Source organism: Frigoribacterium sp. R86507 (genome assembly GCF_044597695.1).
Lineage (GTDB): Bacteria > Actinomycetota > Actinomycetes > Actinomycetales > Microbacteriaceae > Frigoribacterium.
In genome coordinates this window covers 1694402-1711087 of record NZ_CP139002.1, presented here as the reverse complement: position 1 = coordinate 1711087, position 16686 = coordinate 1694402, and the positions used below count along the sequence as shown (strand labels likewise).

Annotated in this window: 15 protein-coding genes; 4 read left to right on the top strand and 11 right to left on the bottom strand. The window is 72.5% G+C overall.

The features are described 5' to 3' along the window. Positions 1-12 precede the first annotated feature (12 nt). The 6 genes from SJY14_RS08160 to SJY14_RS08135 all read right to left on the bottom strand — a co-directional run bounded on the left by SJY14_RS08160 (position 13) and on the right by SJY14_RS08135 (position 8770). Complete coding sequence (locus SJY14_RS08160) at positions 13-660, bottom strand: TetR/AcrR family transcriptional regulator (protein ID WP_396598651.1); 648 nt, start codon at positions 658-660, stop codon at positions 13-15. Beyond that, on the bottom strand, positions 657-2669 hold the full coding sequence (locus SJY14_RS08155; protein ID WP_396600265.1) for a CocE/NonD family hydrolase: 2013 nt from the start codon (positions 2667-2669) through the stop codon (positions 657-659). Before SJY14_RS08155 ends, SJY14_RS08160 begins: the two co-directional genes overlap by 4 nt. A gap of 209 nt (positions 2670-2878) precedes the next feature. Next, the gene (locus tag SJY14_RS08150) at positions 2879-4906 is read right to left on the bottom strand and encodes a dipeptide ABC transporter ATP-binding protein (RefSeq protein ID WP_396598650.1); all 2028 of its coding nucleotides are present in this window, start codon (positions 4904-4906) and stop codon (positions 2879-2881) included. Then, positions 4903-5934, bottom strand: a complete 1032-nt coding sequence (locus SJY14_RS08145; protein WP_396598649.1) for an ABC transporter permease — start codon at positions 5932-5934, stop codon at positions 4903-4905. The genes SJY14_RS08150 and SJY14_RS08145 overlap by 4 nt, the downstream gene beginning before the upstream one ends. Further along, on the bottom strand, positions 5931-7094 hold the full coding sequence (locus SJY14_RS08140; RefSeq protein ID WP_396598648.1) for an ABC transporter permease: 1164 nt from the start codon (positions 7092-7094) through the stop codon (positions 5931-5933). The genes SJY14_RS08145 and SJY14_RS08140 overlap by 4 nt, the downstream gene beginning before the upstream one ends. Next, entirely contained in the window at positions 7091-8770 is a 1680-nt protein-coding gene (locus tag SJY14_RS08135; protein WP_396598647.1) for an ABC transporter substrate-binding protein, read from the bottom strand. The genes SJY14_RS08140 and SJY14_RS08135 overlap by 4 nt, the downstream gene beginning before the upstream one ends. 394 nt (positions 8771-9164) lie before the next feature. Between SJY14_RS08135 and SJY14_RS08130 the strand changes: the two genes are divergently transcribed. The 3 genes from SJY14_RS08130 (at position 9165) to SJY14_RS08120 (ending at position 10947) form a co-directional block, all read left to right on the top strand. Continuing rightward, positions 9165-10145: an amidohydrolase family protein gene (locus tag SJY14_RS08130; protein WP_396598646.1), complete on the top strand. Its 981-nt coding sequence runs from the start codon at positions 9165-9167 to the stop codon at positions 10143-10145. A 224-nt stretch (positions 10146-10369) separates the two neighbouring features. Then, on the top strand, positions 10370-10654 hold the full coding sequence (locus SJY14_RS08125) for a hypothetical protein (RefSeq protein ID WP_071255379.1): 285 nt from the start codon (positions 10370-10372) through the stop codon (positions 10652-10654). 11 nt (positions 10655-10665) lie between these two features. Continuing rightward, positions 10666-10947, top strand: coding sequence for a hypothetical protein (locus tag SJY14_RS08120; RefSeq protein WP_143048594.1), 282 nt, complete (start codon positions 10666-10668; stop codon positions 10945-10947). A gap of 212 nt (positions 10948-11159) precedes the next feature. On the opposite strand, the gene SJY14_RS08115 is transcribed toward SJY14_RS08120, so the two are convergent. Both SJY14_RS08115 and SJY14_RS08110 read right to left on the bottom strand, forming a co-directional pair. Beyond that, entirely contained in the window at positions 11160-11774 is a 615-nt protein-coding gene (locus tag SJY14_RS08115; protein WP_083396231.1) for a G5 domain-containing protein, read from the bottom strand. A gap of 175 nt (positions 11775-11949) precedes the next feature. Continuing rightward, a complete protein-coding gene (locus SJY14_RS08110) occupies positions 11950-12300 on the bottom strand; it encodes an SdpI family protein (protein ID WP_071255376.1) in 351 nt (116 codons plus the stop codon). 177 nt (positions 12301-12477) lie between these two features. Between SJY14_RS08110 and SJY14_RS08105 the strand changes: the two genes are divergently transcribed. Next, positions 12478-12966 carry a GNAT family N-acetyltransferase gene (locus SJY14_RS08105; protein ID WP_396598645.1) on the top strand — a complete coding sequence of 163 codons (489 nt, stop codon included), beginning with the start codon at positions 12478-12480 and terminating at the stop codon, positions 12964-12966. Positions 12967-13113: 147 nt separating this feature from the next. On the opposite strand, the gene SJY14_RS08100 is transcribed toward SJY14_RS08105, so the two are convergent. The 3 genes from SJY14_RS08100 to SJY14_RS08090 form a co-directional block, all read right to left on the bottom strand. Further along, positions 13114-13851: a hypothetical protein gene (locus SJY14_RS08100; protein WP_396598644.1), complete on the bottom strand. Its 738-nt coding sequence runs from the start codon at positions 13849-13851 to the stop codon at positions 13114-13116. An 87-nt stretch (positions 13852-13938) separates the two neighbouring features. After that, on the bottom strand, positions 13939-14676 hold the full coding sequence (locus tag SJY14_RS08095; protein ID WP_396598643.1) for a hypothetical protein: 738 nt from the start codon (positions 14674-14676) through the stop codon (positions 13939-13941). Beyond that, positions 14667-16619: a hypothetical protein gene (locus SJY14_RS08090; RefSeq protein WP_396598642.1), complete on the bottom strand. Its 1953-nt coding sequence runs from the start codon at positions 16617-16619 to the stop codon at positions 14667-14669. The genes SJY14_RS08095 and SJY14_RS08090 overlap by 10 nt, the downstream gene beginning before the upstream one ends. Positions 16620-16686: the final 67 nt, after the last annotated feature.

The following is a 16686-nucleotide window of genomic DNA, read 5'->3' as shown; positions in this document are numbered from 1 at the left end:
AGGAGGCGCGGGTCAGCCCCGGAAGGACGCCCCGGTCTCGTGCTCCAGCAGCGTCCACATCCAGTCGAGCGCGAGGGAGGGCGTGAGGCCGGGGGCCTTCTGGGCGAGCTGGGTCGCGAGGCCGTCGCTGTAGGCCGCGAGCTTGAGGGCGAGCGCCGACGGGTCCTCCGTCGCGAAGCGTCCCTGCTCGACCCCGCGGCGCAGGGTGCGGGTGAGGCAGGCCTCCCAGACGCGGATGCGCTCGACGTACTCGGCGGCGACCGCGGGCTTGCGTGCCACGGCGGTCCAGTAGTCCGACCAGAGCCGCCAGTGCTCGTCGGTCGCGTCGGTGTCGGCGAACAGGGGCTCGACGAGCATCCGCACCCCGACGACCGGGTCGGACTCGGTGTCCACCGCCTCGATGATCGACGAGTAGAACCGCGCCGTCTCGAGGACGACGACCTCGTTGAGGATCTCGGCGACACCGTCGAAGTGGTACGTCACGGTGCCGACCGAGACCCCGGCCGCGGCGGCGATGTCGCGCAGACGGGTCGCGCCCATGCCCTCGCGGACGATCACCTCGCGGGCCGCCTCGACGATGGACGCCCGCCGGACGACCGGCTTCTGCCGCACGCCCGCGCCGGTCGCGCCGCTCGTGCCCGCGCTGCTCACGCCGCTCATGCGGACGTCCGCGGCACGAGCTCGTCGAAGGTCCGGTCGGCGACGAGCACCGTCTCGGCCTCGGGTCCGCCGTCCCGGGCCCAGGCGCGCACGGTGTTCTCGACCCGGAACGCCTCGGCCGACGCCGTCACGCGGGACGTGGTCTCGAGCCACGCCTTCCAGGTCGGCTTCTCGAGCCCGATCGCCCAGCGCGACTCGGCCGACGCCGACAGGGGGTCGCCGTCGACGATGCGGTAGGTCTCGCGGCTGTCCTCGGTGAAGACCAGCCCGTCGGGGTACTCCCGCCCGCCGCCGTAGCCGGGGTCGACGTCGAGCACCCACTCGCCGGTGCCGACGTCGTGCGACACGCTGCGCTGCGGCAGGTCCGAGGCGGGCGGCAGGGCGCGGATCGCCAGGGGCTCGGCCCGCTCGGGTGCCTCGAACGCGACGCCGTCGTCGACCGGACGTTCCGCCGTCCCGTCGCCGGGCCCGCGCGTCCACACCGGCAGCGTCACGCTGCTGCGCGCCGGGTCGACCGTGAGGGTCGCCTCGACGGGGTGCGGCCAGACCCACGGCCAGTAGGCGCTCGACAGGGCGATCCGGAGGCGGTGGCCGGTCGGGAAGGAGTGCCCGGTCGAGACCAGGGCGACGCGCACGACCTGCTCGACCCGCGCCTCCATCGGGTCATCGGCGCGGTCGCGTCCGTTCCGTTTGTTGAGGTTGAGCACGCCCCGGGTCACGAGCGTCGACGAGCCGTCGGGGGCGACGTCGCACAGGCGCACGATCACCGTGCCGTCGGGCACGTCGCTCGTCACGGCGAGGTCCGCCACGACGCTGCCCAGCACGTCGAGCGTGGAGTCGACCGGCAGGTCGAAGCAGACCGAGCGGCCGTCCTCGGCGCGCTGGTCGGGCGGCAGGTCGGTCGCGTTGCCGAACGGGAAGAACCGCCCGGCATCGAGCCCGGTGCTCTGCGGCGAGCGCACGACGACGGGGCCGTCCGCCCCGCCGCGCAGTGAGTCCAGAGGCACGACCCGGTTCTCCGTCGAGGCCGACGGCCACGACGACGCCGCGACCCACCGTCCGGTCCTTTCGGCGTAGTAGGTCGCCGGCGGCTCGGAGTCGTTGATCCAGGCGCGCAGCGCGGGCTCGGCGTCGGCGCCGTTGGGGCAGTCGAGCAGCCAGCGGTCCCACCAGCGCAGGGTTTCCTGCAAGAAGCCGATGCCCGGGCCGGGGGCGAAGCCGCGGTCGGGGTACTGGTGCGACCACGGCCCGATGATGCCCTTGACCGGCGCGTCGACGTTCTCGACCAGTCGCAGCACGGCGTCGCGGTACGGGTCGGCCCAGCCGCCCACGGCGAGGACGGCGGCCGTGATCGACGAGTAGTCCTCGCAGACGCTGCCGTGCCGCCAGTAGTCGTCGCGCTCCTGGTGCGAGAGCCATGTCGTCGTCATCGGACGGTTGTGCTCGAGGCGTTCGCGCCAGCGGGCCACCCAGTCGGCGCCCACGACCTCGGGCCGCGGTGGCCGCGAGTTGAAGGCGAACATCGTGCCGCCCCACGACGCCATGTCGATGCCGAGCACGGCACCGCCCATGTAGTGCACGTCGTTGTCGTACCGGTCCTCGGTCGAGCAGACGGTGACGATCGCCTTGAGCGCGGCCGGAGCCCTCCCGGCCAGCTGCAGCGCGTTGAAGCCGCCCCACGAGATGCCGAACGCGCCGACCGCGCCGGTCGACCAGGGTTGCGCAGCGAGCCACTCGATCAGCGCGATGCCGTCGTCGAGCTCCTGCTCGGAGTACTCGTCGTCGAACAGGCCGTCGCTCGACCCCGTGCCGCGGATGTCGACCCGCACCGACGCGTAGCCGTGTGCGGCGTACCAGGGGTGGCGCTCGCTGTCGCGCGGGGCCGTCCAGTCGTCGAGCCGGTAGGGCAGGTACTCGAGCAGCACCGGCACGGGCTCGTCGACCAGGGGTGCCCAGATCCGGGCGTGCAGCCGCGTCCCGTCGGGCAGCGGCACCCACTCGTCGCGCACCTCGACCTCGAGCGGCCCGCTGCCCCGGGGACGGTCGGACGCCGGCGGCCGGGTCTCGGCGAGATCGGGCCGCGGGGCACCCAGGGTGCGGCCCGCCCCGGCCCAGGCCGGCTCCTGCAGGAGGCGCGGGTCACCGAGGAGGCGCGGGTCGCGCTCGCCGTCCCCCCGCTCGTCTCCCCCGCGTGCCGTGTCGGTCGTACCGCTCGTGCTCACATCGCCTCCCAGCGCTTCACGTGGTGTCCGTCGCCGTGGTCGTCCCAGCCGTCGGCGTCCCGCCAGCGCGGGCGCGCATCGCCGACGTCGGGCAGCTCGGTCGTGCCCGGGTCGAGCGTGGCGTCGAGCAGGGTCCGCGTGTACGGGTGGTTCAGCCCCTGGAAGACGCGCTCGGTCGGGCCGACCTCGACGATGCGGCCGCCGGTCATCACGGCGACCCGGTCGGCGACGCCGCGGACGACCGCGAGGTCGTGGCTGATGAAGAGGCAGCTGAGCCCCTTCTCGTCACGCAGTCCGGCGAGCAGGTCGAGCACGCCGGCCTGCACGCGGACGTCGAGCGCGGTCGTGATCTCGTCGGCGATGATCAGCTCGGGCCCGGCGGCGAGCGCCCGGGCGATGCCGACGCGCTGGCGTTGGCCGCCCGAGAGCTGGGCGGGCAGGCGCGAGGCGAACTCGGGCGGCAGGCCGACCTCGACGAGCAGTTCGGCGACACGCTCGGGACTCGACCGGCCGGTGAAGAGCTTCAGCGGTCGGGCGATCGCGGCGCCGACGGTGCGGCGGGGGTTGAGCGAGGTGTCGGCGTTCTGGAAGATCAGCTGGATCGACCGGCGCAGCGTCGCCGTGCGCCCAGCGACGGGTCGGGTGAGGTCGCTCTCGACCCCGTCGGCGCCGTGGAAGTCGAACCGACCCGACTCGGTGGGGATCAGCCCGGCGAGGGCCGTGGCGAGCGTCGACTTGCCGCTGCCGGACTCCCCCACCACGGCGAGGGTCTCGCGGCGGCCGACGGTGAACGAGACACCGTCGACCGCGGCGGGCAGGCCGCGCCCGTACCGGACGACGAGGTCGCTCGCCGTGACGACCGGCCCCGGGGCGGGTGCGGTCCCCGGGTCCTGCGCCGCGCCTCCTGCGGGTGCGGCGGGTGCGTCCCGCTCGTCGCGCCGCGTTTCGTGCTGCACACCCGGACTAGTCGCGGTGCCGTGCACGGAACGCGGTGCGGTGGCGGCCGTGACCCCGTCGCCGGGCGCGGTGCCGGGTGCGATCCCCGGGTCCTGCGCCGCGCCTCCTGCGGGTGCAGCGGGTGCGTCGTCCTCGTCGCGCCGCGTTTCGTGCAGCGCACCCTGACTAATCGCGGTGCCGTGCACGGAACGCGGTGCGGTGGCGGCGGCGTGCACGCGCGGGATGCTCGCGAGCAGCTCGCGGGTGTACTCGTGCTGCGGGTCCGCGAAGAGTGAGGCGGTCGGCGCGTGCTCGACGATCCGTCCCTCGTGCATGACGGCGATCTCGTCGGCCATGGTCGACACGACGCCGAGGTCGTGGCTGACCAGCACGATCGCCATGCCGAGCTCGACCGCCAGGTCGCGGATCAGCTCGAGCACGGCCGACTGCGTCACGACGTCAAGGGCGGTGGTCGGCTCGTCGAGCACGAGCAGCTTCGGTCGGGCCGCGATGGCCATGGCGATCGCGACGCGCTGCTGCTGTCCGCCCGAGAGCTGGTGCGGGTAGCGCCGCACGATCGTCTCGGGGTCGGGCAGGCGCACGTGTCGCACGAGTTCGAGCACGCGGTCGTCGCCGCCGGGCAGGCCGTGGCTCTCGAGCGCCTCGCGCAGCTGGCGTCCGACGCGCATCGACGGGGTGAGCGCCTGGCCGGCGTTCTGGGCGACGAGGGCCGCCGTGCCGCCGCGCAGGGCCCGGCGCGCCCGCTCGTCGAGGGTGAACACGTCGTCCCCGGCGACGCTCACGCTGCCCGACACGACCCGTGAGCCCCGCCGCAGGTGCGCGAGCAGGGTCCGGGCGACGGTCGACTTGCCGCTGCCGCTCTCGCCGACGAGGCCGAGCGCGCGTCCGGCGCCGACCTCGAAGCTCACGCCCCGCACGACCGGCACCTCGCGGCGACCGGCGGCGTACGAGATGGAGAGGTCGTCGACCCGGACGACGGGGTCGGTGGCGGCGTCGAGGACGCGACCCGCGCCTCCTGCGGTGGTGGTGGAGGTGGCGCTGCTGCTGCTGCTGAGGGACTCGGTCACGAGACCGCCCCTTTCTGCGCGCGGTCGACGCCCAGCGACTTGCTGAGTCCGTCCGCGCTGAGGTTGAGCCCGATGACGAGCGTGGCGAGGGCGACGACGGGGGCGAGCGTGCCCCAGGGGACGACGGTGAGGGCGGTGCGGTTCTCCTGCACCATGAGTCCCCAGTCGGGCGTCGGCGGGTTGGCCCCGAATCCGAGGAACGACAGGGTCGAGATCAACAGGACGATCCAGGAGGCGCGCATCGCGTACTCGACGAGCACCACGTCGGTGACGTTGGGCACGATCTCGCGGAACACGATGCTCAACGGCTTTTCGCCGCGGGCGCGGGCGGCGGTCACGTAGTCCTGCGTGATCACGGTGCGGGCGGCACCGCGGACGACGCGGGTCACGGCCGGCGCGTAGATCACGGTGACGGCGAGCACGATCACCCAGAGGCCCGAGTCGAACACCGTGACGACGACGAGCAGCGCCAGGATCGACGGCACGCTCAGCAGGGCGTCGACGATGCGCATGACGACCTCGTCGAACCAGTTGTCGGCGTAGGCGGTGACGCAGCCGAGCACCGTGCCGATGCCGACCGCGATCGTCGTCGCGAGGAAGGTGACGACGAGCGCGTACCGGCCACCGTTGAGGGTGCGCGACAGGATGTCGCGGCCGTACTGGTCGGTGCCGAGCCAGTGCGCCCAGCTCGTGCCGGTCAGGGCGGCGCCCGAATCGGTGGCGACCGGGTCGTGGCCGGTCAGCACGGGGGCGAGCAGCGCCAACAGGACGTGCAGCGCGATCAGGGCGAGCCCGATGCTCAGGGCCGAGGAGGCGCTGAGGCTGCTGGTCAGAGACGTCGCGCTGGTGCGCAGTCGCCTCGGCCAGCCGCCCGCGGCCTGCGGGCCGGCCGATGCGGGGCCGCCGACCTGCGCGCCCGGGGTGGCGGCGTCCGGGGTCGTGGCGACCCGCGCCTCCTCGGCGGTGCCGTGCCCGGTGCCGCCGTGGCCGCTGTCGCCGGGTGGGGTCCTGTCGCGTGAGGGGCTCATGAGCGGGCCTTCCGTCGGGTGCGCAGCCTCGGGTCGAGGGCGAGCGCGATGAGGTCGGCGGCGAGGTTGCACACCACGTAGACGAGGGCGCTGACCACCGCGATCGCCTGGATCGTCGGCAGGTCGCGGTTGAAGACGGACTCGAGCATGAGCTTGCCCATGCCCGGGTAGTTAAAGACGTTCTCGACCACGACGACGCCGCCGAGCAGCCACGCGACGTTGAGCGCGACGACGTTGAGCGTCGGCAGCAGGGCGCTTGGGACGGCGTGACGCCAGACGACCTGGCGCGTCGACAGGCCCTTGAGCTCGGCCGTCGTGACGAACTCGCTCGCCATGACGTCGATCGTCGACGAGCGCGCCGTCCGCACGATGTACGCGGCCATGGCGAGGGTCAGCACGATGACGGGCAGCCAGATGCTCGGCAGCAGTTCGGCGATCGTGGCGTCCTGACCGCGCAGCACGACGGCCGGGAAGATCGGCAGGGCGATGGCGAACAGCAGCACGAGCACCGTGGCGACCATGAACTCGGGCACGCTCATGACGACGAGACTGATCAGCGAGATCGCGTGGTCGCTCGGGCGGCCGCGGCGGACGCCGGCGATGACGCCGAGGGTCAGCGACAGGGTGACGCCGACGATCATGGCGGGCAGCGCGATCAGCATGCTGTTGCGGAAGGCGATCAGCAGGTCGGGGCCGACCGGCAGGCCGCTGACCAGCGAGACGCCGAAGTCGCCGTGCGCGGCACCGGCCAGCCACTGGCCGTAGCGCACCCAGACGTTCTGGTCGAGGCCGAGCGTCTCGCGGAGGGCGGCGACGGCGTCGGGGGTGGCGTCCTGGCCGAGCAGCTGCTGGGCCACGTCGCCGGGCAGCGCCTGCACCGCGAAGAAGACGAAGAACGAGGCGAGCAGCACCGTGAGCAGGGCGGTGCCGACGCGGCGGGCGACGACGATCAGGGTCGCGGCGACCGGGGACGTGGTGTGCGGGCCGCCGGACGAGGAGGCGCGGGTCGGGTCGCCGTCGGAGAGTTCCTTTTCGAGGGCTCGCGTGGCCGCCCGTCCGCGGGCCTCGGCGGAGGTGGCGCTCGGCGGGGTGGGTCGGGTGACGGCGGGGTCGTTCGTGCCGCGGCCGTTCGTGCCGCCGCCGGTCGGTGTGGGGCTCATGCGCGGAGTCCGATCTGCAGGTAGTCGAACTCGAAGCCGAACTCGCGGTAGTTAAGGACGTCGCGCGACAGGCCGACGAGGCGGTCGCCGAACATGGGGGTCATGTCGGCGGAGTCCTCGACGACGATGCGCTGGGCGTCCTGGTAGAGCGTCATGCGGCGGGTGTCGTCCATCTCGGCGCGGGCGTCGTCGAGCAGCCCGTCGAAGGTCGGGTTCGACCAGGCGCTCTCGTTGTACGACGAGCCGGTGCGGAAGATCTGGTTGAGCAGCTGGTCGATCGGGCGTCCGGTGAACCAGTAGCTGACCATGAGGGGCTTCTGCATCCAGATCTGCGTGTAGTACGAGTCGGACGAGGCGTTGCGGACGGTCAGGTCGATGCCGGCGTTGCGCACGGCGTCGCGGTAGGCGACCGCCATCGGGGTGAAGACCGACTCGTAGCTGGACGTGTAGATCTCGGTCTTCAGCCCCTCGCGGCCGGCCTGCTTGAGCAGGGCCCGGGCCTGGTCGGGGTCGTAGGCGCGTTGGTCGTCGAGCCAGACGGCCTGCGAGGGAGGGACGGGGTTGTCCCAGCCGGGTGAGCCGGTGCCCTGCAGCGCGGTGGCGACGATGGCCTGGGGCTCGTAGGCGAGCTTCATCGCCTGGCGTACGAGCGGGTCGCGGAACTCGGCGCTCGTGGCGAGCATCGGGATCGTGTACCACTGGGCGTCGGGCGCGCGGGCGACGGTGGCGCCGGCCGAGGCGCTGACGACCTGGGCGGTGGCGAAGTCGAGGTTGGTCTGGCTGATCAGGTCGATCTGGCCGGCGAGCAGCGCGTTGACGCGGGCGGTGGTGTCCTGGATCGAGAAGAAGTCGATGCCGTCGAGCACCGGGCGGCCGGCGAAGTGGTCCTCGAAGGCCTCGACGCTGCCGGTGCCCGCGGGCTCGAAGCTCGACAGGCGGAACGGGCCGGTGCCGATGCCCGTGCGGCCGATGCCGCCGCCCTGGCTCGGGTCGGCGCTGCCCTCGGGCACGATGTAGCACTGGTACGCGGTCAGCAGCGAGGGGAACTCGGCGTTCGGCGTCAGCAGGTCGAAGCGCAGGGTGAGCGGGTCGACGGCGGTCATGCCGCCGGGGCCGATCATCGCGGCGAGCACCTCGCCCTGGGGTGAGGCGGTGTCGGGGTCGAGGATGTGCTCGATCGAGTAGATGGCGTCGGCGGCGGTGAAGCGGCGGCCGTCGTGGAAGCGGACGCCTTCGCGGAGGCGGAAGGTCCAGCTCGTGCCGTCGGCGTTCGCGGACCAGTCGTCGGCGAGGTCGGGCACGGTGACACCAGCGTCGTCGAGCTTGACGAGCCGGTTGTAGAGGGCGCCGAGGTACTCGTAGGCCGAGAGCGAGCTGGCGGAGTCGAGGGTCTCGGCGGCGGAGGCAGCCGGGCGCGCGATGCGCAGGCGTCCGCCGCGGCGCGGGGTGCCGGTGGCGGCGGCCTCGGGGATGGTCGGGGTGCTGCGGGCGGGGGTGCAGCCGGCGAGGGTCAGCAGACCGAGGCCGGCGAGTCCTGCGGCGCCGGCGAGGACGGTGCGGCGGCTCGGGCCGGTGCCGCGATCGGTTCTGCGGTCCGGGCGGCTCGGGCCTGCGCTGCGGTCGGCGCCTCGCGCCGGGCTGAGCGCGTGTCGGTGTTCGGGGACGATCGGTGTCATGCGGGGATGGCCTTCCGTTTATCGTTCGGGTGAACGATAAGGGAGTTGCGCGGCGGCGGCCAGTTCGCCGGAGCCCCGGAGGCGCGGGGCGGCGACTCCCCGCATCCCCGGTTTTCCGCGCCCCGCCGCCGATGCGGGCGTGCTCGTGCCGCACCCTGCACGGGCTGCAGTCTTCACCCACTCGTTACACGAGGACGCCTCGCCGACGCGACCCGCACCTCCTCGGGTTCGCGCGCTCGTCTCGGTCGAGTGGTCTGAAAACGTCCTTCCCCGCCCGACGAAGGACGTTTTGTGACCACTCGATCGGCCCGCCGGGGCACCCCGGCCCGCCCGGGCGTTGACTGGCGCTCGCGACGGCCAACCCACCGAACCGTCCTCGCGAACGGAGCCACCCATGCCCCTGATCGGCATCGAAGAGCACTGGACCACCCCCGAGCTGAAGGCCGCGCTGGAGTCGCTGCCACCCGAGCTGCGGGACGACAGCCTCGCGTTCAACGAGCGGGGTGACCACCTGGCCCGGCTCGAGGACGTCGGAGACGGGCGGATCGCCGCGATGGACGAGCAGGGCATCGACGTGCAGGTGTTGTCGGTGGCTCCCCCGGCGACCGGGCCGTTGCCGCCGGCCGACGCGCGTCGGCTCGCTCGAGACCTGAACGACCTCGCGGTGGAGGCCGTGGCGCGGCATCCCACGCGCCTCCGGGCGTTGGCGACCCTGCCGATGGCCGACCCGCAGGCGGTGTCGGGAGAGTTCGAGAGGGCGTCCGCGGCCGGTTTCGTGGGGGCGATGGTCTACGGCCGGACCGGTGACGTGCCCCTCGACGATGCTCGGTACGACGACCTGTTGGCGACGGCGGCTCGGCTCGGCAGGCCGCTCTTCATCCACCCGCAGATCCCGACGCGGGAGGTGCGCGCGGCCCAGTACGGAGGCCTCGGCGACCTGACGGGGCTGGCCCTGTCGACGTTCGCGTGGGGCTGGCACCTCGAGGCGGCGACGGCGGCGTTGCGGTTGATCGCGAGCGGGGCGTTCGACCGGCACCCCGAGCTGCAGATAGTGCTGGGGCACTGGGGAGAGCTGCTGCTGTTCTGGCTCAGCCGTGCCGACGGGCTGTCGGGGCTGGCGGGCCTCGATCGCACGGTGAGCGAGTACGTGCGGCAGAACGTGCACATCACGGCGTCGGGCATGTTCGAGCCGGCACTGCTGCGGCACGCGCTCGAGGTGACGACGATCGACCGGTTGCTCTTCTCGACCGACTACCCCTTCCAGCACCCGACGGGCGACGAGGTGCAGGCCTTCCTCGCCGAGTTCGCGACGGACGCCGACCGTGACGCCTTCGCCGGCGGCAACGCGGCCCGCCTCTTCGGCATCGACGTCTGAGAAGGAGGCGCGGGTCGGTTCGCCCGCGCCCGTCACCCCGGTGCTCGCGCGAGTGGGCAGAAGGTGCTCGTCCCGAGCCCCCGAGCAGCATCTTCTGCCCACTCGGTGTCCTCGACCGGGCCGGACGACCGGCGTGACCGAGGTCACCGAGGTGACCGGGGTGACCGGGGTGACCCTCGAAGCAGGACTCCGTCCGGCTCCGTGCCGCGCCCTAGTCTGTGCGCATGGCCACCCCGCCCACTCCCCGCCTCGGCCGCCTGGCCGTCGTCGCCGCGATCGTCGGTGCCGTGGCCTACGGCGTGGCCGTGCTGCTCGTCTGGACGCCGTTCGGCCCGACGGGCAGCGTCCGGTACTCGACGGAGCCACCCGTCGACTGGCTGACCATCCGTCGAACCACGGCCGCCGTGCTCGGGACCTTCGGACTCGCCGCCCTGGCGACGGCCCTCGTGCTCGCACTGGTCGTGCTGGTGCGGTGGGCCGTCCCGAGGCGCCGGAGCCGCGCCTCCTGATCGGGTCGTCCATGATCAACCTCGTCGCGCTCGTCCCGGCCCTGCTCACCGCGGCCGTTCTGGCCGTCGTGCGCTGGGCGCCCCGAGGTACCCGGACGGACCTCCGCCAGTGGGGCACCCGGGCCCTCGTGTTCTGGACGGCGGTCGCCGCGGGCGCTCTCGTCGCCCTGCTCGCGGGTCTGCGACTGCAACAGGCCGACCTCGCCGTGTGGTCGGCCTTCGCGCTCGTCGCGGCGGGCGTCGCGGCCGTAACCGCGATGGCCGTGCGGTTGGTGTCGTCGTTCGGACGGTGATCCGGTACGTACCGGATTACCGAACGGGCGACATGATTCCCCCTGCCCACACGGTAGGGCGACACGTGACGTGCAGACGAGCCCCCGTTGGGAGGCCAGATGGCCCCCGGCTAGGCAGGCGCGATCGAGTGGTCAGAAAACGTCCTTCCGCCGCGGGCGAAGGACACTTTCTGACCACTCGACCCTCGTCCGGAGGCACTTTCGGCGAGCGCCTACCGGTCGCAGGCGATCCCGTCGCCGTCACGGTCGAGGTCGTAGACGTCCGAGCCGACGACGGTGACCGGCCCCTGGACGTACGCGGGGCCGTTGCCGCTGCCTCCGGCGCAGTCGACGTCCGAGGCGACGGGGACGCACGCCCCGGAGTAGTTCGAGTCGCACCCACCCGCAGCCGGAGCCGGCGCCGGTGCAGCGACGGGTGCCGGGGCGACGTAGGGCACGCGGGTTCCGACGCTCGTGACCTGCGACACCGGGGGGACCGTGACGGTCTCGCTGACGAGGGTGCGGGCGGTCTCGACTCCGTCGGTGGTCGTCACCTCGTAGGTGTGGACCTTCGTGCCTGCCTGTCCGGTGGTCGTCACGGCGCTGGTGCCGACGTCGCGGTTCGGGTCGTCGACCGAGACCGACTCGAACGGGACGCTCTCGCTCTCGTCGACGCGGGTGACACTGACGACCGGGGTGGGAGTCGGAGTGGGGGTCGGGCTCGTCGTGGCGTCGACGGCGACGAAGGGCTGCGCCGCACCGTCCGGGCCGGCGGCCTCGCCTGCCCCGGAGAAGGCACCGATGGCGGCCGCGTTCGCCGCACCTCCGACGACCAGCAAGAAGGCCATGAAGCCACACGCGATCAACACCCGGCCCGTGTTCGTGAGCCTGTTCCACCACAACGTCATCGTCGTTCCCCCCGACACCTGACGATCCGTTCGTGAGGCATCCACAGCATCTGGTCGATCCCCGCGGAAGGACAGCCCCCGTCCAGGGGTAGACCGATGCGACAGCGCGAAGGCCCTACGACGAGGCGAGCACGTCCGTGGCCGCCTGATCCGCCCGCCATGCCCCGACGAGCGTCCCGAACAACAGCACGATCATGCTCCCCGCTGCCCAGAACGCGATCGCCTCCTCCGACGGGCCGACGACGAGCGGCACGACGATCGATCCCACGGCGAGCGCGCACCCGACCGTGACCGGCACGAGTGCCGCACGATGCCCGGCCTGCCACGCCTCGGGCGACGCCATGACGTGCCGGAACCGGATGCCGGCGAGGTGGTTCACGCCGAGCCGGCCTCGGGCGGCGGCGAGCGTCGTCCCGAAGACGACGGCGCACGCGGCGAACACGATGAGCGGGACGACGAACAGCATCCCTCGATGCTAGGTCGGCGTCCGCTCGCGCGACTCCCCCGAGCGGCCCGTTCTGATGCGCCGTGGCCGGCCCGGGCGTCATCGAGTGGGCAGAAAGTGTCCTTCCGCCGCCCCCGAAGGACAATTTCTGCCCACTCGAGCCCCACGAGCCCACCAAGCCCCCGGAAGAATGACCCCATGCCCCTCGTCCCCATCGACCCGACCGATGCCGACGCCCGAGCCGACCTCCGCGCCTTCCTCGCCGCCGCCGACCTCACCCTCGCCGGTCTCGACTCCCCCACGCCGCGCCTCCGGCTCTGGGGCGACCGCGACGCCACCGGCACGGTCGTCGGCAGCACCGGCTACGAGCTCAGCGCCGACGGCGAGCACGCACTCATCCGCAGCGTCGCCGTCGCCCCGACCGCCCGCACGCGAGGCGCGGGCTCCCGTCTCGCCCGCCACGCCCTCGCCGACTCCGCCGCGCACGGAGCCCGCCACGCCTGGCTCTTCTCCCGCCGCTCCGGACCCTTCTGGCAGAAGCTCGGCTTCACCCCCGCCGACCGCGACGCCCTCGCCGCGGCCCTCCCCGACACGCACCAGGTGCAGCTGTTCCGCACCACAGGCCAGCTCGCCCGCGAGGTCGCCTGGTCGCGCCCCCTCGCGGGCCTCCGCCCGACGACCCCCTAGGAGGCGCGGGTCGCCTTCGCCCTGTCGACCACCTGTGATCGAGTGGTCGCGAATCGTCCTCAACCACTACCCGAACGACGATTCGCGACCACTCGACCCCCGGCCGCATGGGCGACTCGCGAGGCTCGCCGGGTGACGGGCAACGGATCACGGGCTCGGGACGACGTCCCAGTTCGCGTAGTACTCGAGCAAGAACACCGTGATGTCCTGGTCCGGCCGGAAGCGCGTCCCGACTCCGAACTGCATCCCCTGCTCGCGTGGGAGGGAGGCGCTGACGGTGATCCGCTCAGGGGCGTCGCCCGGCCGGGCGGTCGGACCGGCCGCGATCTTCTGTTCGAGTTCGCCGACGGTGTCCGAGGGCAGTCCGAGCCCGTCGAGCGCCTCCTGGTAGCCGGCCACGCCGGCGTCGGCTCCCTCCACGGCGGGCGCGTCGACCCGCAAGCCGAACGATCGCCCGGCGGGCACGAGCACCTCGCCGGTCGTCGGATCGTCGACACCCTCCGGCGAGTCGTTGAGCTGGAAGGTGACCTCGTTCGCCCGGACGTCGACGGACGTGCCCCCGGGCAACACGAAGCGCACCGGGCGCCCCCCACCGCCCGACGAGCTGTACGCACCCACCTGCACCCCCGACGTCGAACCGTCGCTCGTGTCGATGCCGAACGCCTCGGCGCTCGGCGGCACGGTGAGGTCCCAGACCTCGACCCCGTCCTCGGTCGTCATGGCTGTGGGCTGCGGACCATAGTGGCTCACGCTCAGCTCGCGTCCGTCGGATCGACTCGATGTGCCAGGGGCAGGCTCGGCCGCGGGCGTGCACCCGGCGAGCAGTCCGACCATGGTCGCGACCACGAGAGTGGCGGCCAGGCGGCGGCCGCGGGTCGATGCCATGCGAGCTCCGTGTCGTGCAGGTCGTCGAGCAGTCGGAATGGTCCTGAGATCGTGAAGACGACGAAATCGAAGCGACCGGAGGTCACGTCACGGGATCGGGACGACGTCCCAGTCCGCGTCGTACTCGAGCAAGAACACCAGGTCGTCCGAGTCCGGCTGGAACGTCGTGCTCACCCCGAACCCGACTCCCTGCTGACGGGGCAGGTCCGCACTGACGCCCATCGACTGCGGGGCATCACCGGGCCGGCCGGTCGGACCGCCGTCGATCTTCTGTCGCAGCTCGTCCACGGTGTCGGCAGGCAGTCCCACCGCAGCCAGCGCCTCCTGGTAGGCGGCCACGCCGGCTTCGGCCCCTTCGGCGGCGGGCGCGTCGACGCGCAGCGAGAACTTGCGACCCGCGGGCACCAGCACCTCGCCGGACGTGGGATCGGTGACCCCCTCGGGCGAGTCGTTGAGCTGGAAGATCACCTCGTTGGCGCGCACGTCGACCGTCTTGCCCCCCGGCAGGAGGAACCGCACCGGGCGTCCCCCGCCGCCAGACGAGCTGTACGCGCCGGGCCGGACCCGCGACGACGAGCCGTCGCTCGTGTCGATGCCGAAGGCCTCGGCGCTGGGCGGCACGGTGAGGTCCCAGACCTCGACGCCGTCCTCGGTGGACATGGCTGTGGGCTGCGGACCGTTGTGGGTCACGGCGGGCTCGCTTCCGTCGGGTCGGCTGGAGGTGCTGGGGTTCGGCTCGGCTGCGGGTGTGCAGCCGGCGAGCAGGCCGACCGTGGTCGCGACCACCAGGGTCACGGCCAGGCGGCGGGTGCGGCTCACTGCCATACGAACTCCGTATCGTGCAGGTCGTCGAGCAGGCCGCCGAGGCGGTGGTCGAGGCGTCGGTCGTCGATGCGGTCGGGAACGGAGCCGCCCACGAGCTCGCGGGCCCGCTCGGGGTCGCCGTGTGCGAGCTCCTGCCAGGCGGGCAGGGTGTCGTTCTCGATGTAGTCCCAGCGCACCTCGAACTCCGAGATGTTCGTGGTCGGGATGTTGAAGGTCTCGATCTGGCCTTGGACCCCCGGGAGGGTCGGCACGTAGTCGAGGGGAACAGAGAAGCCGCCCTCGTACTGGCCGAGCGTCTTGGTACCGGGGATGGACGCGTCGCCGACGATTCCGAGCATGGTCGTCAGTGCCTCCCCGGTCGGTTCGCGGTCGCGCATCCTGTCGTAGCTGCGCTGAATCGTGTCGTGCTGTTCACGATAGAGCAGCGCCTCGTTGCCCGAGTCGATGAGGTCGGTGCGGCCGGTGCGGATGCCGGTGTCGATGTCCTGCCAGGCCTCCAAGGTGGTCTGCGACGAGACGGCGGCCTGCTGCTCGCTCTGGTTCGGCCCCTTGAGCAGCCCGGCAGCCTGCAGCTCGGTGATCCCCGCCATCCCGTCGGCGAGGTACGCCTCGTGCATCGTCGAGGCGTCGTAGAAGATGTTCTTCTGCATGTCGAGGAACGTCTTCTCGTAGAAGGCCAGCTCGTCGTCACCCATCTGGGCCACCTGATCGGTGAGCGGCCGCATCGACGGCGGCAGGAGCGGGGCGATCGCCGCGATGTGGTCGCGGAACGAGTGCAGGTCGAGGAACCCGGCGGCGAAGTCCGGCCCCACGAGGTTGGCCATGCCGGCCCAGGTGAAGTCGGGGTTGTCGAGGTACAGCGAGGCGTAGTACTCGTACGATCCGGCCACCTGGCCCATCAAGGCCGGGGCACCGCGCGAGGTGTCCCAGGTCGCCAGGTCGATGCCGGTCTTCTCGGCGGCGCGCGTCACGTAGAGCTGCTGCAACACCGAGGCGTAGTGGACGGGGTCGGCCCCGATGGCGCGCTCGGCGGCGACGATCGCCTGCAGGATCGTGGACGGCGTGCCCCATGCGGGCGGAGACGTCACGAGCCCCTCGAGGACGCTCGGGTTCGCGGCGAGCCACGCGGCCGCGACCTCGGGGTCCATGTGCGAGAGCAGGTCGACCGGGTCGTTGCCCTGGGCCTCGAGGAAGGCGGCGACGGCGAGGTCGAGCGAGCGGTTGGTGAGCGTGCCGCTGCCGGCCTGCTCGAAGGCGGTGGCGATGTGCTCGACCCAGGCGACGTCTTCGTCGTTCTCGTCGGCCAATCGTGACCCGCCGTCGACGAACGACACCGTGCCGAGCGGAACCCACGAGCTGCCGCCGACGAAGCGTGCCCAGGCGCCGGACACGAGGCCGAGCTGCTGACGCAGGACGACGTTGCACGCCTTCGCCTGGACGACGAACGTCCGCAGGTTCTCGGTCGTGGCACTGCTGGTGCCGGACCCGTTGCCGCTGCTCGTGCGGGTGCGCTGGGTGCTCGAGAACGCGACCGAGATCGGCGTGGGCGAGACGGCAGGCGTGGTGGGTCGGGGGTCGAAGAACTCCTCGACGTCGCCCACGAGATCCCCCAAGAAGGAGGCGCGGTTCCGGTCGTCGCGCTCGGTGTCGCGCGCCTGCCACGAGGCCAGTTCGTCGCGGCGGGCGTTCTCGGCGGTGGCCTGTCGTCTCGCATTCTCGACCTGCTGCGCGAGGTCGTCCATGGCGTGGGCGAGCCGGCCGCGCTCCTCGGACTCGGTCGCGCACGCGACGCGGAAGAGGTCGGCGTAGCCCCCGCTGAAGCCGTCCATGGCCGTCTCGGCGGCGCTGCGCCGAGTCGTCCCCTGCCCTGTGAATGCGTCGTCTGCGGCCCGCGCGACCCTGATCAGCGCGGACGCGGCAGCGTCGTCGAATTGAACCCCCATGCCCCTGATGATAGGCGTGGATGCCTCAATTCTGCATGATCCGCAGGGTCGACTGCTTCTCGGTACC

Excerpts from the sequence above, each read along its gene's own strand:
- SJY14_RS08160 (WP_396598651.1), bottom strand. The coding sequence starts at position 660 with ATGAGCGGCGTGAGCAGCGCGGGCACGAGCGGCGCGACCGGCGCGGGC.
- SJY14_RS08145 (WP_396598649.1), bottom strand. The coding sequence starts at position 5,934 with ATGAGCCCCTCACGCGACAGGACCCCACCCGGCGACAGCGGCCACGGC.
- SJY14_RS08140 (WP_396598648.1), bottom strand. The coding sequence starts at position 7,094 with ATGAGCCCCACACCGACCGGCGGCGGCACGAACGGCCGCGGCACGAAC.
- SJY14_RS08135 (WP_396598647.1), bottom strand. The coding sequence starts at position 8,770 with ATGACACCGATCGTCCCCGAACACCGACACGCGCTCAGCCCGGCGCGA.
- SJY14_RS08130 (WP_396598646.1), top strand. The coding sequence starts at position 9,165 with ATGCCCCTGATCGGCATCGAAGAGCACTGGACCACCCCCGAGCTGAAG.
- SJY14_RS08125 (WP_071255379.1), top strand. The coding sequence starts at position 10,370 with ATGGCCACCCCGCCCACTCCCCGCCTCGGCCGCCTGGCCGTCGTCGCC.
- SJY14_RS08120 (WP_143048594.1), top strand. The coding sequence starts at position 10,666 with ATGATCAACCTCGTCGCGCTCGTCCCGGCCCTGCTCACCGCGGCCGTT.
- SJY14_RS08115 (WP_083396231.1), bottom strand. The coding sequence starts at position 11,774 with ATGGCCTTCTTGCTGGTCGTCGGAGGTGCGGCGAACGCGGCCGCCATC.
- SJY14_RS08110 (WP_071255376.1), bottom strand. The coding sequence starts at position 12,300 with ATGCTGTTCGTCGTCCCGCTCATCGTGTTCGCCGCGTGCGCCGTCGTC.
- SJY14_RS08105 (WP_396598645.1), top strand. The coding sequence starts at position 12,478 with ATGCCCCTCGTCCCCATCGACCCGACCGATGCCGACGCCCGAGCCGAC.
- SJY14_RS08100 (WP_396598644.1), bottom strand. The coding sequence starts at position 13,851 with ATGGCATCGACCCGCGGCCGCCGCCTGGCCGCCACTCTCGTGGTCGCG.
- SJY14_RS08095 (WP_396598643.1), bottom strand. The coding sequence starts at position 14,676 with ATGGCAGTGAGCCGCACCCGCCGCCTGGCCGTGACCCTGGTGGTCGCG.
- SJY14_RS08090 (WP_396598642.1), bottom strand. The coding sequence starts at position 16,619 with ATGGGGGTTCAATTCGACGACGCTGCCGCGTCCGCGCTGATCAGGGTC.